A 25,427-nucleotide genomic window follows, 5' to 3' on the forward strand; every position below is an offset into this window, starting at 1 on the left:
GCACTACTCGTGCTCGGGCAGCGCCGGCTTGAAGCTGGGGTTGATCGGCTTGTCCAGCGGCCCCTTGACCGGCAGTACCTGGACGACAGGTCCATCGTCGGTCTGTGTCGCGACGATATCGTATGAAATGTCCCCGGTGCAGGTGTGCGCGATCCAGCGCTGCGGCTGACCGGGCGTCGGCGCCGCGTCGGACGGCTTCTCGATGTTCTGCACGCTGTCACAGCCGGAGCGCATCGACGCATCTAGCCGCACCATGTTGTCCGCCGAGCGGCTCGCCGGCGCGAGGTCCGGCGCAGTGGGCTCGCGGTGCGTGAACGGGATTGACCATGAACTGCAGGCGGCGAGCACCGTGCTCGCCGAAACGATGGCGGCGATGCCCGCCGCGCGGTTGAAAACGGCCATTGCGATTCCTTAAAACAACGCCTGTACGGTCCTTGCCGCCGTGCGCGGCGGCAAAACCCGGATCATAACCGCTTGCGCCGATATACTGATAACGCCACTTTTTTTGACACATGCCGATGAAGCCCATTGCTTGTATTTCAATGACCTGCGTGATTCCGTTCGTGTTGTCAGCCTGCGGCGCGCCGCAGCCGCGCAGCAATGCCGCCGACGCGGATGCTGGTGCATCGCGGGCGGCCGTGCGCGCGCTGGCGCCGCCTGAGTTGCCACTCAAGCCCAATCCACAATACGCGGACTTTCCGCTGTACACCGGCGCGCTCGGCGCGCGGCCCATCGAAATGCGCTTAGGCGCGAAGTCCGATGACCCGACCGGCGTGCAGGGCGAATACCGCTTCCTCGACGGTGCCGCTGGGGTCATCCTCGTGGCCGGCGAGTTGGACAACGGCACGTTGCAGATCGAGGAATCGGACGACGGCACGCACATTACGGGCAACTGGGTCGGCAAGGTGGCCGTGGACGGCAGCATCCAGGGCGAGCGGATGAATCCGGACGATTCCGAGCCGCAACCGTTCGAGTTGCAACCCTCCAACGCGGCCGCTCGCGGCGCGCGCTCTCCGATCCACGGGGCCGTCATCGGCGCGCCGTCGCGCCACGTTGGCAGCATGTCGAATCTGACGACAGGCCAATGAACGAGGAGGGTGAAACGATGACAGAAGATTTTTCCGCCGCGCCCGCCGGCGCCGCGCGCGACCCGCAGACCGAGTTGCTTCATCCCGCCGCGTCTGTGCAGCCCGGCTTTGAATCGTTCTCGGTGCCGACCGCACGGGCATCGACCGTGATTTTCCCGGACTTAGCGTCGATGCGCGCGCTGGACTGGCGCAGTGATGCGCAGTGGCGCTATGGCCTGCACGCGACGCCGACGTCGGCGGCCTTGCAGCAGCGTATCGCGGCGATCGAAGGCGGGCGTTATGCATTGCTGCAGCCCTCCGGCCTATCTGCGATCTCGAATGTCTATTTTGCATTCGTGAAGGCGGGCGACGACGTGCTGGTTCCGGACAACGTTTATTCCCCCAATCGTGAGCATGGTGACTGGCTCGCGCAGGATTTCAGGATCACGGTCCGCTATTATGATCCGATGGTGGGCTCGGCAATGGCTAAGCTGCTGCGGCCGAACACGAGGCTGATCTGGCTGGAGGCGCCCGGGTCCGTAACAATGGAGGTGCCGGACGTGCCCGCCATCACGGCGCTCGCGCGCGAGCGCGGCATCGTGACGGCGCTCGACAACACCTATTCGGCTGGCCTCGTGTTCAAGCCGTTTGAGCATGGGGTCGACATCTCGGTGCAAGCGCTGACCAAATACCAGTCCGGCGGCAGCGACGTGCTGATGGGCGCGACGATCACGGCGGACTACGACTTGTACCTGGCGATGAAGCGGGCCCGGATGCGCGTCGGCCTCGGCGTGTCGGCTGACGATTGCTCGCTGGTGCTGCGCGGGTTGCCGTCGATGCAAGTGCGCTACCGCGCGCACGAACGCAGCGCGCTGGCGATCGCCGGGTGGCTGAAGGGCCGCCCGGAGGTCGCCGCGGTGCTGCATCCGGCATTTGAAGACTGCCCAGGCCACGCATACTGGAAGCGGGATTTCACCGGTGCGGGAGGATTGTTCTCGGTGGTGTTCGATCCGCGCTATACGAGTGCGCAGGTCGATGCATTTGTCCAAGGACTCGAGCTATTCGCGCTCGGCTGGAGTTGGGGGGGCGCGCATAGTATCGCGATGCCGTATGACATTGCGGCGATGCGTACCGTCAGTACGTGGCCGCATCGTGGCGTGTTGGTGCGTTTCTATATCGGCCTGGAGCACGAGGCCGACTTGCGCGCCGACATCGAGCGCAGCCTGACGCGGCATTTGCGATGACGTATCGCGCGCCGGCGACCTTGCGATCGCTGGTCATGCCGCTGCGTCAGTCGAACAGGCGCAGCAGGCCGTCAAGCCCGACGTGATCGAACGCGCAGCTGGCGTGCTCACGCACCAGTGGCTTGGCGCGGAACGCGACTGACCAGCCGGCCGATGCCATCATCGGCAAGTCATTCGAGCCGTCGCCGAGTGCGATCGCGCGTGATGGTTCAATGCCGAGTTGGGCACACGTGTCGAGCAACGTGCGCGCTTTCACGTCGCCATTGACAATTTCGCCGACCACGCGTCCGGTCAGCTTGCCGTCGACGATCTCCAGTGTGTTCGCCCGTGTGAAATCGAGCCCGAGCCGAGACTTTAGGCGCTCGGTGAAGAACGTGAAGCCGCCTGACACCAGCAGGGTTCGCAGACCGGTGGCACGCGCGCCGTCGAGCATGGCCTGCGCGCCGGGCGACAGGCGCAAGCGCTGCTCGTACACGTTCGCGAGCACATTGGCGTCCAGGCCGGCGAGCAGGCCGACGCGCCGCACCAGACTTTCGTTAAAATCCTTGATCTCGCCGCGCATTGCCGCCTCGGTGATGGCCGCCACCTGCGTCTTCAAACCGCAGAAGTCGGCGATCTCGTCAATGCACTCGATCGTGATCAGCGTCGAGTCCATATCCATTGCGACAAGGCCAAAATCCGTGAGCCGACGCGGTGGAACATACGCATGGTCGAGCTGGTGCGCGCCACAATATGCAGCGATATCGGCGCGTTGCGACGGACTCGCGTCGCGCACGCGCAGCGCGTGCGCGTCGAGGCGCTCGGCATGCGTGCCGCCCGCCAACGCGGTTAGCAGTCGCAGATGGTCGTCAGACAGCGGCGCGGCGCTTTGGATCACTAGATTCATCGTTCTACAGGTGTCGGTGGTCGATGCGGATCGGCGGCGATCCGGGCCGCGTGCGTCGCGGCAAAAGCGGCTATTGTAGCGGCTCGCGGCGCGGGCACCGCGGGGTTGCGCGCCAGCTCGATGCAGTCATGTCGACTGGGCGGCTCGACGGTGGGCGCCCAACCTTGTCCCCGCCATCGTCCGGCATGTATAGCGGCCCAACGCGAAGAGCAGCGTCACGCCGAATGCCATGATGGCTGTTAGGACCGTGGACGATACGGGTCGGACCAGATGCGTTGTACAGCCTGAGCGGCTTGCCGGAACGGTAATGGTTTGATATGGCTCGCCACGCCGGTGACAAAGATTACTTTGACGTTGCTAAAGAATCGAACGAGACCGCTGAAGCACGTTGTATCTGGGCGGTCAGAAACCATTCCATACCACGCACAATGACCCCTTGAAGATGTTTAGGTTCTTCACCGTCGTCTGGACACGTCAGGAAATGGTCGCCACACGGAATATACTCGGACACAAAGGGACGATCGTGTGCGATTAGATAGGCAATACCTGCTTCATAGTCGACTGCGGGCGCGTTTTGATCTCGTCCCCCCTGAACTAAATAAAGCTGTGCGTTGGAGGCGAGCGCATCTTTGGCCGACGATGCTAAGCCAATAGTACGCCAGTAGGCCGCTTGGTACCCCGCGATTGCCTCACTCGACTGACATCCCTGATCTCGAAGTACTTGCTCCCACCGAGCCAACAAGCCTCAAGAAAGCCCGCGAAGCAATACCGTACTTTGCTTGGACAACAGGGGGTGGAGATTCATGCGCTCGCGGGAGAATGGCCATATGCCAACGGGATGTATCGCCTCTAATGTTTTCAAACAAGACAGTGGCGGGTTTTTCATGCGGGCGCGTGTAGCCCATAGCGGCAACGCGGGATGGCCACCCGTCGCGGCATGGGCGATGCGCGCTACACTGACAAATACAGGAGCCATTCCGTGTACAGCAAGGAGGCAATAACATGATGTTAAGCCGTTCGCGCACCCGATATCGAGCAGCAATCCGCCGCGTCGTGGTGTGGCTGAGACCGTTGATGCTGCCCATGGTACTCGCCGCCGTGCCGGTGAGCGCCACGGCGCAGTTGCAACCGTTGCCCGAGGCGTCTGCGCCGCGGGTGAAGTACACCGTCAAGGTGACGTCGAAAACGTACGGCAATGCGCAGCAAACGCGCATTGTCCGCTCCGGACAGACCGATGACTACACATGGCGTATGCCTGCCCCCGGAGCGCCAGCCTCGGTGCCGCCGCGTTGTCCCGGCGCCTCCAGCGTGCCAGTCGATGCTGCTGGCGCGCCGATCCGGCAAATCCAACTCAGGCTCGCCCCGATCGTTGAGAACCATGTGGCGAATCTGCAACTGTACTTCAGCGGCCACGCGGTGCAGCGCACATCGACCGTGATCGTCGATGGCAAGCCGTTGGCCTGTCCCAAAACAGTGTCGTTCTCTCAAGTCACCCGGCTATCGTTATCGATCAATGGCAAGCCCAAGACGGTGACGTTGTCGGACGGCACGCGGTTGTCGGTGTCCGCCCAGTACTAGTGGTGCGTGGCCAACTCCCCGGTCATGCGCTTCAGCCCGAGCGACACGCCGGTCAATGTGTTGCCCAGGATCATGCCGACGATTGGTCTTGCATAGAGAGGCTCGTACCAGGGCCTCTGAGAAAGGCTTATGCCAGGGAGAAATGCGATCGACTGCAAACAGGCCGACAGCGCCCCCCATGAGCCGGCCCAAATCGAGCCGATATCGTCCGGCCGCCGCTCTAAGTACGTGCGGGCACGTTCAAGTAGCCGCCCGTCGGGGGGGGGGCAGGCCAGCGCATTGATTACACGCGGTGAGGCTGCTCGATCCGTTCGCGGCGCTGATTTCGCTGCCTTAGCCGAGTAACAATAAGCCATTGCCGTGCCAGTGCAAACCGTAGGGCGTGGCGCGACGGCTCATTGCGTCAGCCCCCAGCGCGACGCGCAACCCAGGGGCCGCCCCGGCGTATCTAAACCCCTTGCTTTCCGAAAACGTGTTGCGCTTGCGCATCGCCGTGATTCGCGGTCTCGCGGCGCGGCATTGTGACGAGCTCGATCGCATCAGTGACTTCGATGCGCGCGCGGACCGGCTGGCCGAGCTAAACGTGATTGAGCAGGTGCGACGGTTGCGTGAGTCGCCGATCGTGCGTGGCGCTGCGCGCCGGCCCGGCCGTGCCTTGGCTGGTCTTTGCCACGGGCGCTAGGGTGGTAAAATATTGGGTTTTCTCCCGAATCCTGCTTTGAGGACGTCCCCGTGCTGTCTACCGCGAACATTACGATGCAATTCGGGCCCAAGCCCTTGTTCGAAAATATCTCCGTCAAGTTCGGCGAGGGCAACCGCTACGGGCTGATTGGCGCGAACGGCTGCGGCAAGTCGACATTCATGAAGATCCTCGGCGGCGACCTGGAGCCCAGTGCCGGTACGGTCATGCTCGAGCCGCATGTGCGTCTGGGCAAGTTGCGCCAGGACCAGTTCGCGTATGAGGATATGCGGGTGCTCGATGTCGTGATGATGGGCCACACCGAGATGTGGCAGGCGATGAGCGAGCGCGACGCGATCTACGCGAACCCGCAGGCCAGCGACGACGACTACATGCGCGCGGCGGAGTTGGAAGCCAAGTTCGCCGAGTATGGCGGCTACACGGCCGAGGCGCGCGCCGGCGAGTTGTTGCTCGGCATCGGCATCGCGATCGAAGACCATAATGGGCCAATGAGCAACATCGCGCCCGGATGGAAGCTGCGCGTGTTGCTGGCGCAGGCGCTGTTCTCTGACCCAGACGTGCTGCTGCTGGACGAGCCGACGAATAACCTGGACATCAATTCGATCCGCTGGCTCGAGAACATCCTGAACGAGCGGGATTCGACGATGATCATCATCTCGCACGATCGGCACTTCTTGAACCAGGTCTGCACGCACATGGCGGATATGGACTATGGCACGCTGAAGATCTACCCGGGTAACTACGACGATTACATGCTCGCGTCGGCGCAGGCGCGCGAGCGGCAGGCTGCCGCGAATGCGAAGGCCAAGGAGCGCATTGCGGACCTGCAGGACTTCGTGCGTCGCTTCTCCGCGAACAAGTCCAAGGCGCGCCAGGCGACGAGCCGGCTCAAACAGATCGACAAGATCAAGATCGAGGAATTCAAGCCGTCGTCGCGTCAGAATCCATTTATCCGCTTCGAGTTCGACAAGAAGCTGCACAACATTGCGGTACGCGCCGAGCAAATCACGAAGAAATATGATCGGACGATCTTCCAAAACCTGGACTTGTCCGTGCAGCCGGGCGAGAAGATCGCCATTGTTGGCGAGAATGGTGCCGGCAAGACCACGTTGCTGCGTTCATTGTTCGGCAACCTGCCGCTGGATCATGGACACGTGAAGTGGGCCGAGAACGCGAATGTCGGCTATATGCCGCAGGACACGTCCGAGGCCTTTCCGGACGACGTGACGTTGACCGATTGGATCGACCTGTTCCGCCAGGAGGGCGACGACGAGACGATGGTGCGCGGCACGCTCGGGCGCCTGCTGTTTTCTGGCGACGACGTGAAGAAATCCGTCAAAGTGCTCTCGGGCGGCGAGAAAGGTCGGATGCTGTGGGGCAAGCTGATGCTCGGCCGGCATAACGTGCTGTTGATGGACGAGCCGACGAACCACATGGACATGGAGTCGATCGAGTCGCTGCAGATTGCGCTCGAGAAATACGAAGGCACGCTGATCTTCGTGTCGCACGACCGTGAATTCGTCAACGGCCTGGCGGACCGGATCATTGAGGTCCGCCCGGACGGCACGATTGTCGACTTCAGTGGCCGCTACGACGAGTTCCTTGCCAGTCAGGGACTCGAATGAGCGTGGAGGCGGCGCACCGGCCACTGCCCACGGTCGCGGTGCTGGCAACCGGTGGCACGATTGCCGGTGAGGCGGCCGACGCGGCCAGCACCGCCGACTACAAGGCCGGCGTGGTCAGCGTGGACAGGTTGCTTGCCACCGTGCCGGCGCTGGGCAGTATCGCGAGGATCCATGCGGAGCAGGTCGCGAACATCGACAGCAAGGACATGGGCGATGCGCTATGGATCACGCTGGCCCGCCGCATCAATGCTTTGCTCGCGCAGGACGACATCGATGGGCTAGTGATCGCGCATGGCACCGATACGCTGGAGGAGACGGCGTATTGGCTGCAGCTGACTGTGGCGAGCACGAAGCCGGTCGTGGTAACCGCGGCGATGCGGCCGTTGAGTGCATTGTCCGCCGATGGTCCGCTGAACCTGCTCAACGCGGTGACGCTTGCCGCCAATCCGCATGCCGCGGCGCGCGGCGTGCTCGTCGCGTTCGCGAACCAGATCCACGGCGCGCGCGACGTCACGAAGGTCAGCACGTATGCGATCGACGCATTTGCGTCGCCAGAAAGTGGTGTGCTCGGTTGGGTGCAGGACGGCCGCGTCGAGTTCCAACGGCGTGTGACGCGTGCGCATACAGTGGAATCGGTGTTCAAGCTCGATGTCATCGAGACGCAGGGCGCGCTGCCCGCGGTCCAGGTCGTTGTCAGTCATGCCGGCGCGTCACGGGCGATCGTTGACGCGCTGGTCGACGCCGGCGTGCGCGGCATCGTCGTCGCCGGCACGGGCAATGGTTCGATTCATGCGACGTTGCAGCAGGCGTTGGCCGATGCGCGTGCGAGTGGGGTCGCGGTAGTGCGTTCGTCGCGCGTCGGTTCCGGGCACGTAATGCGCAATGGCGCTGCGCCGGACGACGCGCTGGGCTTGGTGAGTGCCGGCACACTGAACCCATACAAGGCGCGCGTGCTGCTCGCGCTCGCGCTCGCGCATGGCTGGAGCGAGCTTGCGATGCTGCAGAGCTTGTTTGACCAGTATTGATTGCTGCCACGGCGGATGGCTGCCGTGACGCCGCGCCGATTGGCAGTTCTGTTGCGCACGGTTCCATGTGCAGCGCGACGGGGCGTCTGTCGGCGCACGCAGGTCCATGAGCGCTGCCAAACCGAGTTATATGGCAAGCACCACACGCGGTTGGCGTGTGATCGGATAAGAGCCTCGACGGCGACACCCGAGCTTCAGAAGCGCCGCCGCCAGGCATGAGCGTGCCTGCCGATAACTTATTGACATTACGTCAGAAACCCAAGCGCCGATTGCGTAGACGGGGCAGTTAGGCTAAAATCATTCGTTTCTCGCTTGCCACACCGGTTCGACGCTCGGGTGGCTTTTATCCATAAGGAGTGTCTATGCGTCACTATGAAATCACGTTCATCGTGCACCCCGACCAGAGCGAGCAGGTGCCCGCGATGATCGAGAAGTACAAGTCGACGATCGCCAGCCACGGTGGCCAGATTCACCGTATCGAAGATTGGGGCCGCCGCCAGTTGGCCTACATGATCGAAAAGCTCGCGAAGGCGCACTACGTCTGCATGAATATCGAATGTGACCAAGCCACACTCGACGAACTGGAACATGCGTTCAAGTTCAACGACGCGGTGCTGCGCCACCTGATCGTCAAGATGAAGAAGGCCGAGACCGGCCCGTCGCCGATGATGAAGGAAGTGCAGCGTGAGGAAGCGAAGAAGGCGGCTGCACAGTCGCAGGCTTCCGAAGCGCAGGCGTAACGTAGCGGGCAATATCAGGGAACAGGCGCAAGCCGTCGCATGCGCATGTCGAACCGGTTGCAGCTCGTGGCGAGCGTCATCGAGCGCGATCCGGTGCGTTATACGCCAGCCGGCGTGCCAATCGTCAATTGCGTGTTGCGGCACGAGTCGGAAGTTGTTGAGGCCGGTGTGAGTCGCCGCGTCGAGCTGACCATCCCAGCGCTGGCCGCCGGCGACATCAGCGGCAAAGTGGCGGCATGCGGGTTGGGCGTTCACGCGCATTTCGACGGTTTTCTGGCCCGACGACACCGTAACGCGAAAACCCTGGTATTTCACATCACAGCATTGCAGGATATAGAAAAGGACTGATCATGGCTCGTCCCACTGGTAAGAAATTCGACAAGCGTCGCCAGCAACAGAACCCGCTGTTCAAGCGTAAGAAGTTCTGCCGCTTCACGGCAGCCGGCGTCGAGTACATCGACTACAAGGATATTGAGACGCTGAAGGACTTCGTTGGCGAAAACGGCAAGATCACGCCGGCGCGTCTGACTGGCACGAAGGCTCACTATCAACGCCAACTCGACACGGCGATCAAGCGCGCGCGCTTCCTCGCGCTGCTGCCGTACACGGACCTGCACAAGGCCTAAGCCGGCGTCGATCAAGGAGAATTCGAATGCAAGTTATTTTGTTGGAAAAGGTCGCCAACCTCGGTAATCTGGGCGACATCGTCAAGGTCAAGGACGGCTATGCACGTAACTTCCTAATTCCGCAGCGTAAGGCTCGCCGTGCGACGAAGGACGCGATCGCCGAATTCGAAGTGCGCCGTGCGGAACTCGAGAAGGTTGCGGCTGACAAGCTGGCCGCCGCGCAGGCCCAGGGCGAGAAGTTGGCCGGCCTGACGCTGCAGATTACGCAGAAGTCGGGTGTCGATGGCCGTCTGTTTGGCTCGGTCACGAATCAGGACATCGCCATCGCGCTCAAGCAGCAAGGCTTCGACGTCGAGAAAGCACAGGTGCGCCTGTCGCAAGGTCCGCTGAAGATCGTGGGTGACCATCCGGTGCAAGTGGCGCTGCACACCGATGTGGTGACGGACATCACGGTGTCGGTGCTCGGCGAGCACGCGTAAGACTGCTGCGCACCTTCGAGTGTCGCGTGCAAGCAGGATCCGGGCAACCGGTTCCTGCTTTTTTGTTTCATGCCATTGCGCCAATGGCTGAATGACCGATAATCGGTGTCCATGAACGCTTCAAACCACGATCCGCAACTTGAGTCACTGAAGGTCCCGCCGCATTCGATTGAGGCCGAGCAGTCGGTGCTGGGCGGTTTGCTGCTCGACAACGGCGCGTGGGACCGGATTGCGGACTTCCTGGGTCACCAGGATTTCTACCGCTTTGATCACCGGCTGATCTACGAGCACATCGGCAAGCTGATTGCCACGTCGCGGCCTGCCGATGTGATCACGGTGTTCGAGTCGCTGTCCACCGCGGGCAAGGCGGACGATGTCGGCGGTCTTGCCTATTTGAATGCGCTCGCGCAGAACACGCCGAGCGCGGCGAACATCCGCCGGTATGCCGAGATCGTTCGTGACCGTGCGGTGTTGCGCAAGCTGGTGACCGTTGCCGACGAGATTGCCGGTGATGCGTTCAATCCGCAGGGCAAGGAGGTCCGGCAGCTGCTCGACGAGGCCGAGGCAAAGGTCTTCTCAATCGCGGAGGAAGGTCAGCGCGGCACGCAAGGGTTTCTCGAAATCGGACCGTTGTTGACACAAGTGGTCGAACGGATCGACACGCTGTACCACACGGCAAATCCGAGCGATGTGACCGGCACGCCGACTGGCTTCCTTGACCTGGATCGGATGACCTCCGGAATGCACGGCGGCGAATTGATCATCGTTGCCGGACGGCCGTCGATGGGCAAAACCGCCTTTTCGATGAACATCGGGGAATACGTCGCAGTCGAGTACGGTTTGCCGGTCGCGGTGTTCTCGATGGAAATGCCGGGCACGCAACTCGTGATGCGGATGCTCGGCTCGATTGGCCGGCTCGACCAACACCGGATGCGTACCGGGCGGCTGACCGACGAGGATTGGCCCAAGCTCACGCACGCGGTGCAGAAAATGAGTGAAGCGCAGATTTTTATCGACGAGACGGGCGGGCTCAATCCGATGGAATTGCGCTCGCGGGCACGGCGACTAGCGCGTCAATGCGGCAAGCTAGGCTTGATTATTGTCGATTACCTGCAATTGATGACGGGCTCATCGCCGGGCGAAAACCGCGCGACAGAGATCTCCGAGATTTCGCGCTCGCTCAAGAGCTTGGCCAAGGAGCTTGACGTGCCGGTCATCGCGCTGTCTCAGCTGAACCGGGGGCTGGAGCAGCGGCCGAACAAGCGTCCAGTCATGTCCGATCTGCGCGAATCTGGTGCGATCGAACAGGATGCGGACGTGATCCTGTTTATTTATCGCGACGAGGTTTACAATCCGGACAGCCCCGACAAGGGGACGGCCGAAATCATTATCGGCAAACAGCGGAACGGACCGATTGGGCCCGTTCGCCTGACGTTCCTGGGGCCCTATACGAAATTCGATAATTTTGCTGGCGTGTCGACGTTCTACGACAGCGAATAACCGACATATGTCTTTAACGTCGCCATTTATGTCCGCTCGATTGCGTGCGCCACGCTAGTGCTGCACCGTGCCGCAGCGACACGCATATTACACATCGCGCAGGCAGGCGCCGCCCAGGTACAATACTGCACTTTTGTGTCAGCGCCCATTACTTCCGAGGGATTCATGTTCGGACGCTTCATGCCTACCGAAGGCAAGTTTTTCGAAATCTTTAACGCCCACGCGAAATGCATGGTTGACGCCAGTCTCGAACTCGAGCGGTTGATCGAAGACCTGCCCAATGCGGAGGTTCACAAGCAGAACGTGCAAGCGAATGAGAAACGTGCTGACAAGCTGACGCACGAATGTATCGATTTGCTGCACAAGACCTTTATCACGCCGTTGGACCGCGACGAGGTCCATAAGCTGATCACGACGATGGACGACATCCTCGACTTGATGGAGGATGTCGCCACTGCGGTGTCGCTGTACGACGTGCGTGCGGTGACCTCCGAGGCGAACGAACTTGCGCATGTTTGCCGGCTAACGTGCGAGCGTGTGCAGACGGCGGTGGGCTTGCTGCACGATATGAAACGCGCCAGTGCGATCCTGAGGGCCTGCGAGGAGATCGATCGTTACGAATCCGATGCGGATCGCCTGCTGCGCTCGGCGATGTCCAAGCTGTTTCGCGAGGAGGACGACGTCAAGACGCTGATCAAGCTGAAGGCAATTTTCGAGTTGCTCGAAGCCGTGACGGACAAGTGCGAGGATGTCGCGAACATCATCGAAGGCATCGTGCTCGAGAACGCATAGACAGGGCAGCTGATGCATTCGATCCAACTTGCTCTATGGGCAGTCGCGCTGCTGGTTGCCGTTGCGCTGATATTCGATTTCATGAACGGCTTCCACGACGCGGCAAATTCGATCGCGACCGTGGTGTCGACCGGTGTGCTCAAGCCGCACCAGGCTGTGGCGTTCGCCGCCGGCTTCAACGTCGTCGCGTATTTCATCTTTCATTTGAAGGTGGCGGCCACGGTCGGCAAGGGCACAATCGACCCCGGCATCATCGATCACTATGTGGTGTTCGGCGCGCTCGTAGGGGCGATTGGCTGGAACATCGTGACTTGGTACTACGGGATTCCGTCGAGTTCGTCGCATGCGCTGATCGGCGGCTTGGTCGGCTCGGCGCTGGCTAAGTCGGGGTGGGGCGCGCTGAACGTGGACGGAGTGGTGAAGACGATTGCCTTCATTTTCGTGTCGCCGTTGCTCGGCTTCGTGCTCGGGTCGCTGTTCATGCTGCTCGTGTCCTGGTTCTTCTTCCGCACGCCGCCAAGCCGCGTTGACCGGCGTTTCCGTAGACTTCAACTTGTGTCCGCGTCGCTGTACAGCCTGGGGCACGGAGGCAACGACGCGCAGAAGACGATCGGCATTATTTGGATGCTGCTGATCGCGACCGGCTATGCGTCGGTCAGCGCCGACGCGCCGCCGACCTGGGTAATCGCCGGCTGCTACGTGTCAATGGGTCTGGGCACGTTGTTCGGCGGCTGGCGGATCGTGCGCACGATGGGGCAGCGCATCACGCGGCTCAAGCCGGTCGGTGGCTTCTGCGCGGAGACGGGTGGCGCGATTACGCTGTTCATGGCATCGTGGCTCGGCATTCCGGTCTCGACCACGCACACGATCACCGGCGCGATCGTCGGCGTCGGGGCGACGCAGAAACTGTCGGCCGTGCGCTGGGGTGTCGCCGGCAATATCGTATGGGCCTGGATTTTGACCATTCCGGCGTCCGCCGCGCTGTCTGCTGCCGCTTGGTGGCTTGGCCAGCGGCTGCTGTAGGCGCGCTCGAATCACTGCCGCGCTGTGGCCGTCCATCGGGACGATCGCACCGGTCATGTAACTGGCGCGCGCACTGGCCAGCCACAGCGCATCGTCGTCGATTTCGTCCGGCCTCGTGTAGTGGCCTCAGTACAAGCCGCGGCTGGCTGCGCGCGAGCCGTGCTGATCGGGTGGCCTGGCGCTCAGAAATTGCCGTGGGCGAAACGGGCGATCGGATCATTGGCCGCGGCTGCCTGCGCTGGCGTGGCCATCGGCGTATCGGCCCCGTAGTCCTGGCTGCTTGCAGCCGGCGCGGCGCTCGCCGTCATGGCGGCAGGATCGGGGGCGGCCGACATGACCGGCGCGGCGATCCAGGAAGCCGCTTGGCTGCGCGCGGTCGGCGGGGATGGCTCGAACGCATCGAATGATGTATCGCCGGTGGCCACCATCGCTCCGATCGGGTCCGGCTCGACGGCACCTACGCCGCGCGCCTGTGTGTGTGCGACGGATATCGACGGTGGCTCGAACGCATCCTGGCCGCTCGCGGCTTCGCCTGCGGCATAAGCCATCTCGTGCCGTGTACCCGCAGCGGCAGGCGCCACCCGGTTGGATATCGCGCTGCTCATGCCAGTCGGCGGTGTCGGTGGTGCTGACGCCGCCAGCAGCGTCGGTGCGTCAAACGGCCGCTTCGGCGCGTTGCGTACCGGGGCGACACGGCGGATACCGTCGAATCGCTTCGCCCAGTACGGGTTCGTCACGTAGTCAATGCGTACCGTGCCACCGGTCGACGGCGCGTTGACAAAGCGCATGTTCCCCACGTAGATGCCGACGTGCGAATGCGGCCGGCCGGACGTGTTGAAGAAGACCAGGTCGCCGGGCGCGATTTCGTTCGGCTGGATCGGTCGCCCGCGTCGGCTCATTTCGGCCGTGGTTCGCGGCAACTCGACCGCCGCCGAGCGTGCCAGCACGTAGCGTACCAGTCCACTGCAGTCGAAGCCGCTGCTCGGCGTGTTGCCTCCCCAACGATAGCGCACGCCGACTAGGCTCATCGCTTGGATCGACACTTCCTCCTGACCGACGCTGTGGTCCACGAAGCCGAGCCCAGATGAGGGGCGCGTGCGGTAGCCGCCCGCCGGCACTTCATCCCCGCGCGTGACTGGCGGCTGCACGCTGGAGCAAGCGGCAAGCAGTACGGCGATGGAGCAGGGCGCGAGTGCAATCCAGGGGAGGCGCATGAAAAAGCGGGCGGGTGACCAGGCGCACGCCTTCCGGCGGGGCAATGTCCGAATCATAGCCGCCGCACCGGGCTCTGGCCAATATGCTTAAGAAAGAACTTTAAGTTTCCCGACGGATGACGTCGCCTGGATGGCACACGTTTCGTATTGGCGGCCGGCGTGGCATCCCAAAAAAAGCGCCGGATCAATAGATCCGGCGCCAGAAGCTGACGTTGGCTGGCTGGCGGTGGGAATCGCCGCGCTGTTCGCCACAGCACTACAGCACTACAGCACGTCCGACGCGTAGTCTGCCAAGCGCGACCGTTCGCCACGCGCTAACGTGACGTGGCCGCCGTGGGTCCACCCCTTGAAGCGGTCGACCACGTAGGTCAGTCCCGAACTGCCTTCTGTCAAGTACGGCGTGTCGATTTGCGCAATGTTGCCCAGGCAAATCATCTTCGTGCCGGGGCCGGCCCGTGTGACCAACGTTTTCATTTGTTTCGGCGTCAGGTTCTGCGCTTCATCGATGATCACGTACTTATCGACGAAGGTGCGTCCGCGCATGAAGTTCATGCTTTTGACCTTGAGCCGCGAGCGGATCAGTTCCTGCGTGGCGGCGCGCCCCCATTCACCGGTCGTGTCGTCGGTTTTTTGCAACACTTCGAGATTGTCGTCGAACGCGCCCATCCATGGCTGCATCTTTTCCTCCTCGGTGCCGGGCAGAAACCCGATGTCTTCGCCTACTGGCACGGTCGCGCGCGTGACGATGATCTCGTTGTAGCGCTTCTCATCGAGTACCTGCGCCAGGCCCGCGGCCAATGCCATTAACGTTTTGCCAGTCCCGGCCTGGCCGAGCAGCGTGACGAAATCAACCTCCGGGTTCATCAGTAGGTTCAGCGCGAAGTTCTGCTCGCGGTTGCGCGCCGTAATACCCCATACGTTGTTCTTGTGGTGTCCGTAGTCGCGCAGCGTCTGCAGCAACGCGGTCTTGCCGTTGATTTCGCGCACCACCGCGTGGAAGGCCGGCTCGCCGTTTTTGGGCTCGAGATAGACGAACTCGTTGATCAGCAGCGACACACACAGCGGCCCGGTGACCCGATAGTACGTGGTGCCGGACTTGGTGTCCTGCCAGCTTTCCATGCCCTTGCCGTGCCGCGTCCAGAAATCTTGCGGCAGCGCGCGCACGCCCGAGTAAAGCAGGTCCTTGTCTTCCAGGACTTGGTCATTGAAATAGTCCTCGGCCGGCAAGCCGAGCGCATGCGCCTTAATGCGCATGTTGATGTCCTTGGACACCAGCACGACTTGCCGCTCCGGCATCTGAACCTGGAGCGCGCGCACGACGCCCAGAATCTGGTTATCCGCTTTGCCTTGCGGGAGCCCGACCACCGGTTCAATATCGGTGAGTTCGGTCTGGAAGAACAGGCGCCCGGCTGCTTCCCGATTGCCCAGCCGCGACAGCGCGATGCCGGTGATCATCGCGCTACCGGCGTCGGCCACCAGCGCGTCCAGCGTGCGGCTGACCTGCCGGGCATTGCGCGCGACCTCCGACATCCCTTTCTTATGGTTGTCGAGTTCCTCGAGCGTGATCATCGGCAGGTAGACGTCGTGTTCCTCGAAGCGGAACACGCAACTCGGATCGTGCATCAGCACGTTCGTGTCGAGTACGAAAAGCTTGCGCGTAGTGTCAGCGGCGCGCGTACGGACCCGTCGCCGCGTGTCGCGCGTGTTCGGCGCGGCGGAAAGCGCGGGCGGTGTGACGCGTGCCGGCGCGGGCGTCTCGCGCAACGCGACAGGCGCCGGCGCAGCCGCGTCGCGGACCACCTCGGCCGGGACCATGTCGGAGGTGGCGATCTCGGGGGCGGGGCGCGACGGCTGAAGCAGCGCCGCAGTCTGCTTCGACTTGCGCTTGCGCGCGGTGGGCGTCTCGCGTACCACTTCCTCGTCCGGCAACGCTGCGCGTAATGCCGCATTGTCCGCTTCAAGCGATGTCAACGCCGGCAGCGGCTCGCTCACGGCGGCGCCGAACGCGGCACCGTCGTTCCGGTGTGCGTCAGCGTCGTCATAGTCGTGTCCGGTGGCGGGCGAGCGCTTGCGTGCGCCTTTGGCCGTCTTCACCTTGGCCTTGTATTCGTCGGGTGAAAGCAGGTTTCCGAGTTTGCTCGGCGCGGTAGGCAAAGGCATGGTTTCCTCTGACGGAACGGTTCAACGATGCACGCCGCCTGGCGCCGACACAGCGGCGCCCTCTGCGACGTACGCGAGTGTCAGTCACATGTGTAATAGGTGCCGGTTCGCCTGGGTCGGTGCGGCTCCAAAGAAAAAAGCCGTACCCCCTTGGACGGGAAGCACGGCGGTAAGGTAGGTAGTCAGCCTTCATTGCGGCCCACTATAACCTGTGTCAAACGCTCACGTCAAAGGGCACATGTCGCGCTGCATCCACCCTGTCACAGGGCCTGCACGGCGGCCAGCACCTCTTCGACATGATTGGGTACCTTCACGCCGCGCCACTCGCGGCGCAGTACACTCTGCGCATCGAGCAGGAAAGTCGAGCGCTCGATGCCACGTACCTGCTTACCGTACATCTTTTTCATTTTGACGACATCAAACAGCTGACACACAGTCTCGTCGGCGTCGGACACCAGCACGAACGGCAATTCGAGCTTGCGCTGGAAGTTCTCATGCGAGCGTACGCTGTCGCGCGAGATGCCGACGATCTCGGCACCCGCCTGCTTGAAGGCCGGGTACGCGTCACGGAACGCCAGGCTCTCGGTGGTGCAGCCCGGTGTGTTGTCCTTCGGGTAGAAATATAAAACGACTTTGTTGCCCCTGAGCGCGGACAGCGTGAATTCGCCACCCGTCGCTGAAGCGGTGAAATCGGGAACGGCGTGGTCGATTGCAATGCTCGGCACGGATTTCTCCTATTGTTATGACCAGCGGCAGCGAAGCCGGACCGAGGTGGACCGACGCTCGCGCCATTGTTTCAGTCGGGCTGAATGATGAGCTCGCCGGCGCGGCCCGGCACCTCGCCCCACGCGACAGGGTAGGTTGGCAGCGAGCCCAGGTCCAACGTTGCGTAATAGTCAGCCATCGACACGAGTGCATGCCCCTGCGCGTGCCAGCCCGCCAGCAGGCGTTCGAGCACGGGGGCGAGCTTCTGCCCTTCCAGTTCCGCGTGCAGTGTGAAGACGTGGTCGACGCCGTCGTGCCGTGTCAGCGATAGTAGGTAATCGGCGACATTGTCCACGCTCAATCCGTCCAGCCCTAGTACTTCGTCCAATGTCGGCAGGGTGGTCGGCAGCTGCACGTGAGCAAGCGGTATGCCGCTGACCGTCGGCCGGTACGGGCCGTGGCCGCGCCCGTCGGACGCATACCGGATGCCCCATGCGTCGAGCTGATGAAATGCATGGTCGTTCATCTGCCAGCCTGCCGCGCCATGGGTACGCGGCGCCTCGCCGAATACCTCAACGAAGCGCGCGTGGCTTTTCGCCATTTGCGCGATCGTCCATGCGCGCTCACGCGTGCGCACGTTATCCTGCCAATACACGTGGTCCCATGTATGAATGCCCACCTCGAAGCCGGCATCGCGCGTGGCGCGCATCTGCGCCGCCGCACGCGCGCCGATGTCCGGGCCGGGCAGTAACACGCCGTAGGCAAGCGTCTTGATGCCGTAGTGCTCAAGCACCGACGTGCGTGACACCTTGCGCAGGAACCCAGGGCGGAATACCCGGCGCAATGCCCAACCGGTGTGGTCGGGGCCTAAGCTAAATAGGAACGTCGCGCCGGCGCCGGCGTGCCGGAGCATCCGCACGAGGTTCGGCACGCCTTCACGGGTGCCGCGCAGCGTGTCGACGTCGATCTTCAGTACGATACGGGCCACTGCCGTCACCCGCGCCGTCAGTCGACCAGCGCGCGGGCTTCGGCGACCTGCGAGCGGTATGCCTCAAAGATCTTGCGCAGCGCGTCGTCCATCGACAGCGTCGGTGCCCAGGCCAGATCCTGCTTCGTATTGTCGATCTTCGGCACTCGATTCTGCACGTCCTGGTAGCCGGTGCCGTAATAGGCGCTCGACGAGGTTTCCACCAGCTTCACCTGTTGTGCAGACTGCGCATACTCGGGGTAATCGGCTGCCAACGCCAGCATCTTGTTGGCCAGTTCGCGCACCGAGAAATTGTTGTGCGGATTGCCGATGTTGTAGATCTTGCCGGTTGCGATGCCGGCCGGATTCTCGATGATCCGCATCAGCGCCGAGATGCCGTCGTCGATGTCGGTGAACGCGCGTTTTTGCGCGCCGCCGTCCACCAGGCTGATGTTCTCGCCCCGCACGATATGGCCGAGGAACTGCGTGACCACGCGTGATGATCCTTCCTTCGGCGTATGGATCGTGTCCAGTCCCGGGCCGATCCAGTTGAACGGGCGAAACAGCGTGAAATTCAGGCCCTCCATGCCGTAGCCCCAGATCACGCGGTCCATCAACTGCTTCGAGCATGCGTAGATCCAGCGCGGCTTGTTGATCGGGCCGTAGATCAGCGGCGAGGCTTCCGGGTCAAACTCGCCATCGGTGCACATGCCGTATACCTCGGAAGTGGACGGAAAGACCAGGTGCTTGCCGTATTGGACCGCCGAGCGCACTATTGGCATATTGGCCTCAAAATCAAGCTCGAACACGCGCAGCGGCTGCTTCACATAGGTGGCAGGCGTGGCGATCGCGACCAACGGCAGAATCGCGTCACACTTGCGGACGTGATACTCAACCCATTCCTTGTTGATCGTGATGTCGCCTTCGAAGAAGTGCATGCGCGGATGCTGCGACAGACCACCCAGACGATCCTTGTGCATGTCCATCCCATAGACTTCCCAATCGGTGGTCTCAAGGATGCGCTTGGACAGATGATGGCCGATGAAGCCGTTGACGCCGAGGATCAGGACTTTTTTCATGAATGCGATGAGGATTGAGTAAGGCGCAGGAACGTTGCCGCGTCGATTACGCGCGCGTCGTGCGTGGGATCGGAAGCGTCGCGGCCGACATGGCGCAGTTCGCGGATCGCCAGTGCGCGGCCGTCGCCGCACACGCCAAATAGCGCATTATCGCAAACCTGCAAGCCTGGCGGCAATTTTGTGGTGCTGGCCGTGTCGTGACGCCCGAGCCGGGCCGCGGCGACGATGAAGCGCTCGCCGCCGACGTCGGTGAACGCGCCCGGATACGGCGGTGCGACCGCGCGCACCAGGTTGTAGACCTGCTGTGCGGGCAGGCTCCAGTCGATGCGGCCGTCCTCGGGGCGGCGTCCACCAAAATAGCTGCCCGCGGCCAGATCATTGGGCAGCCGCGGTGCGTCGCCGGCCAGCAGCGCCGGCAGCACCCGCCACAGCGTCTGCTCGGCGGCCACTGTCACCTTATCGAACACCTGGCTCGCGGTATCGTCCGGTAGGATTGGCACCGGCGTCTGCGCGACGATCGCGCCGGCGTCCGGCTTGGCCGTCATTTCGTGCAGCGTGGCGCCGGTCTCGGTCTCGCCGTTGAGCACGGCCCAGTTGGTTGGCACGCGGCCACGGTACTTCGGTAGCAGCGAGCCGTGCAAATTAAATGCGCCGCGCGGCGCCAGCGCGAGCAGGCCAGCCGGCAGCATGTGTCGGTAGTAGAACGAGAACAGGAAATCCGGCTGCACTGCGCGCACGGCCTCGGCCAACTCTGGCGCGCGCGGATCGGCGGGCGTCATCGCCGGCAGTCCGTAATCGTCTGCGACCGCCGCCACGCTTTCGAACCAGATGCGCTCTTGCGGATTGTCTTGATGCGTGACGACGAGCGCGACGTCCACGCCGCGCGCGAGCAGCACGCGCAGGCAGCGCGCGCCGACATTGTGATACGCGAAGACGACGGCGCGCGCGTTCATCGGCTGCGCTCCACCGCGCCGTCCGCCTTGCGCTCCACCGTGCCCTCTGCGTACGTGCCGCGCTTAACGCGCTGCGCTGGGGGAGCCGGCGCGCGGCCGGTGCTGGACGCATGCCTTGGTGCGTTGCTGTCGCGCTGCTGCAGCACCGCCTGCACCAGATAGCGTGGCCGTGCGCGCACTTGCTCGTAGATCCGGCCGATGTATTCACCGAGCAGGCCGAGCGCGAAAATGATCACGCCAAGCAGGAAGAATGTGATCGCGAATAGCGTGAATACGCCCTGAACTTCCGCGCCAATGATGAAGCGCCGCACCAGCAGTAGTATGAACAGTGCTGCAGAGCCGCTGGACAGGATGACGCCGACGAACGACAGCCATTGCAGCGGCACTACCGAGAAGCCGGTGACCAGGTCGAAGTTCAACCGGATCAGGCTGTACAGCGAGTACTTCGATTCGCCGGCGAAACGCTCCTCGTGCGAGACCTCGATCTCGACCGGGTTTTGCGCGAACGTGTAGGCGAGCGCCGGGATGAACGTGTTGATCTCGCCGCACAGGTTGATCGTGTCGATGATGCGGCGGCTGTATGCGCGCAGCATGCACCCCTGGTCGGCCATCCGGATCCGCGTGATGCGCTCGCGCAACCGGTTCATCGCGGCCGACGCCTGGCGGCGGAACCAACTGTCACGCCGCTGTAGCCGGATCGTGCCAACGTAGTCGTGACCCTCGCGCATCTTGGCCACCAGCTTGCCGATTTCCTCCGGCGGATTTTGCAAGTCCGCATCGAGTGTGACCACGATGTCGCCGCGCGTCTGCTCGAACCCAGCGAGGATGGCCATGTGCTGCCCGTAGTTGCCGTTGAGCAACACGACACGGGTGGTGTCTGGGCGCGCGTGGTACTGCTCGGCCAGCATCGCGGCCGAGCGATCACGACTGCCGTCGTTGATGAAAATCACTTCGTAGGTCAAGTCCAGCGCGTCCAGCGCCGAATAGAGCCGCGCAAACAGTGCGGCCAGGCCCGCCTCCTCGTTGTAGACGGGGATCACGACGGACAGTTCAGGCGTATTCATTGTTGGTGACTGTGAATAATCTCATTGACGGCTTGCACGACGCGCGACACATCAGCCATCGTCATTTGCGGAAACAACGGCAGCGTGACGATCGCCCGCCCAACGCGCTCTGCGTGGGGGAACATGCCCGGGCCGAAGCCGCGTTCCCGGTACAGCTTGAACAGGTGGATCGGCGGATAGTGCACGCCGGTGCCGATACCGCGCTCTTTCATTTGCGCCATGAAGTCGGCGCGCTTGATCGTGAGCCGCTCCAGCGGCAGCACGATCTGAAACATGTGCCAGTTTGAGTTCGTGAAGTCCGCGGGCGGCAACTCGACGCCGGTGGCCACGGCCGCGCCGCCGGCAAAATGCTCGAAATAGCCGCGCGCCAACGCGCGGCGCTGCGCGGTGATTTCGTCCAGGCGGGCCAGCGAGCCCAAACCGACGCGCGCGGCGACGTCAGTCAAATTGTACTTACCGCCGAGCACGTCGCATTCCATTCCATCTAAGCCGGTGCGCGTAATGCCCTGCAGCCGATACTTTTCGGCAAGCCGCGCTTCGTCGTCGTGGTTCAGCACCAGCGCACCACCCTCGATCGATGTGATGTTCTTGTTCGCATGGAAGCTGAATGACACAAAGTCGCCGCACGTGCCAACGCGCCGGCCGTTCCAACTCGAGCCGAGCGCCTGTGCGGCGTCCTCGACTACGCGCAACCGGTGTGCCCGCGCGATCGCATGGAGCCGCTCCAGGTCCATCGGCACCCCGGCCAAATACACTGGGATGATCGCGCGCGTGCGCGGCGTGATGGCGGCCTCGAGCTTGTCCAGGTCCAGGTTGCGGGTGACCGGGTCGATGTCGGCGAACACCGGGGTCGCCCCCACCTCGCAGATCACGTTGCTGGTGGATACCCAGGACAGCGGCGTAGTGATCACTTCGTCGCCGGGCCCGATGCCGGCGATGCGCAGCGCGATTTCCATCGTGCAGGTGCCCGAATTGAACGTTCGCACCGGCCGGCCGCAGTACTCGGACAGCGCTGCCTCAAAACGGGCGTTTTGCGGTCCGGTCGTGATCCAGCCGCTGCGCAGCACCTCGACGACGCCGGCAATGGTTTGCTCATCGACGTGCGGCCGCACGAACGGTAAAAAGGGCAGGGAGGTTTCGCTCATGGTTTATCTGATTCAGTTCTTTCAGGAGGCTAGCGGGCTCAACTGCGCGCCAGCACGACCACGCCGAGCAGAATGATACCGATGCCGACGAGGCGCTGTGCCGAAATGACCTCGCCGAACAGGTACCAGGCCGCTATCGCATTGACCGCGTAGCCGAGCGACAACATCGGGTAGGCGACCGACACGTCCACGCGCGACAGCCCGAGTATCCAGACGACGACGCTGACGACATAGCATGCCAACCCGCCGATGATCGGCCACTGCGTGGCCAGTCGCACACTGATCGGCACGATGTTCGCCGCCGAGAATTCAAAATGGCCAACAGCATTCACGCCGGCCTTGAGCAGCAACTGCGCGCACGTATTGAGCATCACGCCAGAAAGAATGCATGCAAGAGCAATCGGATTCATCTTTAGGCTCAGCTACGGTTAAGGTTTGGCGACGACGACGCGCCGCGTGTCGCGCGCAATCACCCTCATCGGCACCCCGTCGGCGGCCAGCTGCCCGTACAGCGACGGCGGCAACAACGCCAGTGCCGGCCCGGGCTCATGCCACCGGGCGCGCCACTGGTCAACCGTCGGAATCCACTTGTTTGGCTCGATGGTTGCGCCGAACCATAGCTCATCCGCGTGCTGGACCATGATGGTCGTGTGGCGGACATAGAACGGCAGTGTATGGTCGAGCATGTCCACCGAGTAGAACGGCGTGTCGGCTGGCAGCTTCGCCAGCTCTGCTCGGACCGCCGGTGCGAGCAAGGCGCCGCTGCTGTGTCGTCCAAACACTTCGTGGCCATTGCCGCCGAGGGCACCGAGCAGGAACCAGCCGATGCCGAACACAACGATGCTCGTTGCCGTCGGCGCGGCGCCGGACGGCAGCGCGCGCCGCCGCACGAGCCAGCCGGCGAGCAGCGTCAGCACGAGGCCGACGCCGATGGCGATCTCGACCCAGACGGCGAATTCACGATACAGCGCGTTCGGCGTCTTCTCGTCGCCGTGCCCGATCAGCGCGATGTACGCGACTACGGCCGCTATGGCCAAAAACGCCGCATAGCCGAGCAAATGCCGCCGCCATTGCGTGCGCGTGACCCCCGGCAGGTATAGGCCAATCACCAGGGCTAGCGCCGGCGCCACGGGCAGTGTGTACGAGATCAGCTTCGAATGCGACGCGCTGAAGAACAGGAAGATGAACGCGGACCACACCAGCAGCAGCGTGACTGGCGCGAAGCCGTTCTGCTGGCGCGGCATCCGCCAGCCCTGGCGCACGCTCTGTGCGGCGATCGAGACCCAAGGCAGGAAGCCCACGAGCAGCACGCCCGCGAAATAATAGAATGGCCCGGGCCGGTTTTGCGCGGGTGTCAGGTAGCGCTCAAACTGCTGGACGATGAAAAAATAATGGAAGAACTCTGGATTGTTGCGTTGCACGAGTACGAACCATGGCAGCACGATCCCGGCAAAGACCAGCGCGCCGCTGATCAGGTAGAGCCGTTTCCACACCGCCCAGTCACGCGCCACCACGGTGTAGATCACCAGTGCTGCGCCTGGCAGGATGAGCCCGACCAGGCCCTTGGACAGGACCGCCAGCGCCATCGACGCCCAGCACAGCCACATCCAGCCACGCCGCGCGCCAGCCGGCAGGTGCGCGCGTTGGGCCAGCAGCAGCGAGCACAGCGTGAGTGCCATCCAAAACGCCAGGCCCGTGTCCAACACGTTGAAGTGGCCCATCAGATTCCAGTACGGCGACGTAGCCAGCACCAGTGCTGCCATCAGCCCGGCCGCCGAATTGAACACGCGCGCGCCGGTGTAGCCCACCAGCAGGATGCCAGCAAAACCGCACAACGCCGTGTAGAGCCGAGCCTGCCAATCGCCCAGGCCGAACCAGGCGAACGTGATGGCGTTGAACCAGGTCTGCAACGGCGGCTTCTCGAAATACTTGTACCCGTTGTAGCGCGGGGTGATCCAGTCGCCGGTGACGAGCATCTCGCGCGCCATTTCCGCGTAGCGTCCCTCGTCGCTCGGAATCAGGTGGCGCCAGTTCAACTGCAGGAACCATGCGAGCGCGAGCAGTAGCACGAGCAGCAGTAGGGCCGCTGGCGACAGCGGCAACGCGCGCGACGGCGTGTTGCCGGCGGCGCTGGGCGGGACGGTCGATGGCGCCGTCGGCCGCATCGGGTCGAGCAAGTCTTGCATCAGCTATCCGTTTTTCAGAGAGTGTGGAATCGTAGTGGACGCGCGCATGGGCACGCCCGCCCGCCACGGGCCGTGGCGTAGCTAGCGGGCCGCCGCATGGCGGCGCACGCTCATGGTTTTTCGATCAGTAACGCGAGTGCGACCTTGCGGCCCTCGGCCATCAGGATGTTATAGGTGCGGCACGCGGCCTGGAAATCCATCGCCTCGATGCCGATGCGCCGGCGCGACAGCGCCACGGTCAGCCGCGGGTGCGCGAAGCGTAGTCGTGCGCCGGTCCCAAAGACCACGACCTCGACGCCAGATGCGCCGGCGGACTCGACCAGCGCGTCGAAATGCTCGGGCGTGATCGCATCGAACGAGGACACCGGCCACGACACGACCGGCGCGTGCGGGAAGACCAGAATGCTGTGCTCGTAGCGTTGCAAATTGACGTCGACATAGTCAGCGCCGTAACCGGTCACGGTGTTGAGGGCGCCGGCGGAATCCTGGTGTAATTTCAATGCAGCAGTCCATGTGCGCCCGCCGCATGCGGCAGACGGTGGGCGCGAGTTATGGGACAATGGAAACGACCCGCGAGGGCCCGGCGAGTTCCGCGCGCGACCTGTGCGGCCGCCACGGGCGAGCCACCCGCGATCGCTTGATGCATTGCGGAACTACGCCAGAATCCGC

26 protein-coding genes and 2 pseudogenes are annotated in these 25,427 nt (G+C 63.0%); 13 read left to right on the forward strand and 15 right to left on the reverse strand.

Annotated features, from left to right (window positions below):
• Positions 1 to 3: 3 nt before the first annotated feature.
• Positions 4 to 402: a hypothetical protein gene (locus tag KQH60_RS06590; RefSeq protein ID WP_237575712.1), complete on the reverse strand. Its 399-nt coding sequence runs from the start codon at positions 400 to 402 to the stop codon at positions 4 to 6.
• A 110-nt stretch (positions 403 to 512) separates the two neighbouring features.
• Here KQH60_RS06590 and KQH60_RS06595 point away from each other — a divergent pair, with 110 nt between their 5' ends.
• Together KQH60_RS06595 and KQH60_RS06600 are read left to right on the forward strand one after the other, a co-directional pair.
• Positions 513 to 1,088: a hypothetical protein gene (locus KQH60_RS06595; RefSeq protein ID WP_237575713.1), complete on the forward strand. Its 576-nt coding sequence runs from the start codon at positions 513 to 515 to the stop codon at positions 1,086 to 1,088.
• A gap of 17 nt (positions 1,089 to 1,105) precedes the next feature.
• Positions 1,106 to 2,311, forward strand: a complete 1,206-nt coding sequence (locus KQH60_RS06600; RefSeq protein ID WP_237575714.1) for a cystathionine beta-lyase — start codon at positions 1,106 to 1,108, stop codon at positions 2,309 to 2,311.
• Positions 2,312 to 2,357: 46 nt separating this feature from the next.
• On the opposite strand, the gene serB is transcribed toward KQH60_RS06600, so the two are convergent.
• Positions 2,358 to 3,197, reverse strand: coding sequence for a phosphoserine phosphatase SerB (gene serB / locus KQH60_RS06605; RefSeq protein WP_237575715.1), 840 nt, complete (start codon positions 3,195 to 3,197; stop codon positions 2,358 to 2,360).
• A gap of 1,002 nt (positions 3,198 to 4,199) precedes the next feature.
• On the opposite strand from serB, the gene KQH60_RS06610 reads away from it, so the two are divergent.
• Positions 4,200 to 4,775 (forward strand): DUF6013 family protein, encoded by a 576-nt coding sequence (locus KQH60_RS06610; protein WP_237575716.1) that lies wholly within the window; start codon positions 4,200 to 4,202, stop codon positions 4,773 to 4,775.
• Here the strand turns inward: KQH60_RS06610 and KQH60_RS06615 are convergent.
• A complete protein-coding gene (locus KQH60_RS06615) occupies positions 4,772 to 5,131 on the reverse strand; it encodes an ABC transporter permease (RefSeq protein ID WP_237575717.1) in 360 nt (119 codons plus the stop codon). The two genes, KQH60_RS06610 and KQH60_RS06615, sit on opposite strands and share 4 nt — an antisense overlap.
• Before the next feature lie 128 nt (positions 5,132 to 5,259).
• Here KQH60_RS06615 and KQH60_RS06620 point away from each other — a divergent pair.
• The 10 genes and pseudogenes from KQH60_RS06620 to KQH60_RS06665 form a co-directional block, all read left to right on the forward strand.
• Positions 5,260 to 5,409, forward strand: a pseudogene (locus KQH60_RS06620) (carbonic anhydrase); the annotation flags it as partial.
• Positions 5,410 to 5,507: 98 nt separating this feature from the next.
• Positions 5,508 to 7,100, forward strand: coding sequence for an ABC-F family ATPase (locus tag KQH60_RS06625; protein ID WP_237575718.1), 1,593 nt, complete (start codon positions 5,508 to 5,510; stop codon positions 7,098 to 7,100).
• Entirely contained in the window at positions 7,097 to 8,125 is a 1,029-nt protein-coding gene (locus KQH60_RS06630) for an asparaginase (RefSeq protein ID WP_237575719.1), read from the forward strand. Before KQH60_RS06625 ends, KQH60_RS06630 begins: the two co-directional genes overlap by 4 nt.
• Before the next feature lie 362 nt (positions 8,126 to 8,487).
• Positions 8,488 to 8,865, forward strand: a complete 378-nt coding sequence (gene rpsF / locus KQH60_RS06635) for a 30S ribosomal protein S6 (protein ID WP_237575720.1) — start codon at positions 8,488 to 8,490, stop codon at positions 8,863 to 8,865.
• 45 nt (positions 8,866 to 8,910) lie between these two features.
• Positions 8,911 to 9,213: a primosomal replication protein N gene (gene priB / locus KQH60_RS06640; protein WP_237576077.1), complete on the forward strand. Its 303-nt coding sequence runs from the start codon at positions 8,911 to 8,913 to the stop codon at positions 9,211 to 9,213.
• A gap of 2 nt (positions 9,214 to 9,215) precedes the next feature.
• Positions 9,216 to 9,491 carry a 30S ribosomal protein S18 gene (rpsR, locus tag KQH60_RS06645; protein ID WP_237575721.1) on the forward strand — a complete coding sequence of 92 codons (276 nt, stop codon included), beginning with the start codon at positions 9,216 to 9,218 and terminating at the stop codon, positions 9,489 to 9,491.
• 26 nt (positions 9,492 to 9,517) lie between these two features.
• Complete coding sequence (rplI, locus tag KQH60_RS06650) at positions 9,518 to 9,970, forward strand: 50S ribosomal protein L9 (protein WP_237575722.1); 453 nt, start codon at positions 9,518 to 9,520, stop codon at positions 9,968 to 9,970.
• 111 nt (positions 9,971 to 10,081) lie between these two features.
• Positions 10,082 to 11,470, forward strand: coding sequence for a replicative DNA helicase (locus KQH60_RS06655; protein WP_237575723.1), 1,389 nt, complete (start codon positions 10,082 to 10,084; stop codon positions 11,468 to 11,470).
• Between the two features lie 165 nt (positions 11,471 to 11,635).
• Complete coding sequence (locus KQH60_RS06660; RefSeq protein ID WP_237575724.1) at positions 11,636 to 12,262, forward strand: DUF47 domain-containing protein; 627 nt, start codon at positions 11,636 to 11,638, stop codon at positions 12,260 to 12,262.
• A gap of 12 nt (positions 12,263 to 12,274) precedes the next feature.
• Complete coding sequence (locus KQH60_RS06665) at positions 12,275 to 13,285, forward strand: inorganic phosphate transporter (protein WP_237575725.1); 1,011 nt, start codon at positions 12,275 to 12,277, stop codon at positions 13,283 to 13,285.
• A gap of 9 nt (positions 13,286 to 13,294) precedes the next feature.
• Here KQH60_RS06665 and KQH60_RS06670 read toward each other — a convergent pair.
• From KQH60_RS06670 to KQH60_RS06725, 12 genes and pseudogenes are all read right to left on the reverse strand, one after another.
• Positions 13,295 to 13,411: pseudogene (locus KQH60_RS06670) on the reverse strand (3-oxoacyl-ACP reductase); the annotation flags it as partial.
• A 56-nt stretch (positions 13,412 to 13,467) separates the two neighbouring features.
• Positions 13,468 to 14,499, reverse strand: coding sequence for a C40 family peptidase (locus KQH60_RS06675; RefSeq protein WP_237575726.1), 1,032 nt, complete (start codon positions 14,497 to 14,499; stop codon positions 13,468 to 13,470).
• Between the two features lie 264 nt (positions 14,500 to 14,763).
• A complete protein-coding gene (locus KQH60_RS06680; protein WP_237575727.1) occupies positions 14,764 to 16,659 on the reverse strand; it encodes a PhoH family protein in 1,896 nt (631 codons plus the stop codon).
• Positions 16,660 to 16,919: 260 nt separating this feature from the next.
• Positions 16,920 to 17,384, reverse strand: a complete 465-nt coding sequence (locus tag KQH60_RS06685; protein WP_237575728.1) for a peroxiredoxin — start codon at positions 17,382 to 17,384, stop codon at positions 16,920 to 16,922.
• A gap of 71 nt (positions 17,385 to 17,455) precedes the next feature.
• The gene (locus KQH60_RS06690; RefSeq protein WP_237575729.1) at positions 17,456 to 18,352 is read right to left on the reverse strand and encodes a polysaccharide deacetylase family protein; all 897 of its coding nucleotides are present in this window, start codon (positions 18,350 to 18,352) and stop codon (positions 17,456 to 17,458) included.
• A gap of 17 nt (positions 18,353 to 18,369) precedes the next feature.
• Entirely contained in the window at positions 18,370 to 19,410 is a 1,041-nt protein-coding gene (locus tag KQH60_RS06695) for a bifunctional UDP-4-keto-pentose/UDP-xylose synthase (RefSeq protein WP_237575730.1), read from the reverse strand.
• Entirely contained in the window at positions 19,407 to 20,363 is a 957-nt protein-coding gene (locus KQH60_RS06700; RefSeq protein ID WP_237575731.1) for a formyltransferase, read from the reverse strand. Before KQH60_RS06700 ends, KQH60_RS06695 begins: the two co-directional genes overlap by 4 nt.
• Entirely contained in the window at positions 20,360 to 21,427 is a 1,068-nt protein-coding gene (locus KQH60_RS06705) for a glycosyltransferase (protein ID WP_237575732.1), read from the reverse strand. The genes KQH60_RS06700 and KQH60_RS06705 overlap by 4 nt, the downstream gene beginning before the upstream one ends.
• Complete coding sequence (locus KQH60_RS06710; RefSeq protein WP_237575733.1) at positions 21,424 to 22,572, reverse strand: DegT/DnrJ/EryC1/StrS aminotransferase family protein; 1,149 nt, start codon at positions 22,570 to 22,572, stop codon at positions 21,424 to 21,426. The genes KQH60_RS06705 and KQH60_RS06710 overlap by 4 nt, the downstream gene beginning before the upstream one ends.
• Positions 22,573 to 22,610: 38 nt before the next feature.
• Complete coding sequence (locus KQH60_RS06715) at positions 22,611 to 22,982, reverse strand: SMR family transporter (protein ID WP_237575734.1); 372 nt, start codon at positions 22,980 to 22,982, stop codon at positions 22,611 to 22,613.
• Positions 22,983 to 23,000: 18 nt separating this feature from the next.
• Positions 23,001 to 24,737: a glycosyltransferase family 39 protein gene (locus KQH60_RS06720; RefSeq protein WP_237576078.1), complete on the reverse strand. Its 1,737-nt coding sequence runs from the start codon at positions 24,735 to 24,737 to the stop codon at positions 23,001 to 23,003.
• A gap of 131 nt (positions 24,738 to 24,868) precedes the next feature.
• The gene (locus tag KQH60_RS06725) at positions 24,869 to 25,258 is read right to left on the reverse strand and encodes an Mth938-like domain-containing protein (RefSeq protein WP_237575735.1); all 390 of its coding nucleotides are present in this window, start codon (positions 25,256 to 25,258) and stop codon (positions 24,869 to 24,871) included.
• Between the last annotated feature and the right edge of the window lie 169 nt (positions 25,259 to 25,427).

Origin of the sequence: Mycetohabitans sp. B8 (genome assembly GCF_021991875.1) — a bacterium.
Classification (GTDB): Bacteria; Pseudomonadota; Gammaproteobacteria; order Burkholderiales; family Burkholderiaceae; genus Mycetohabitans.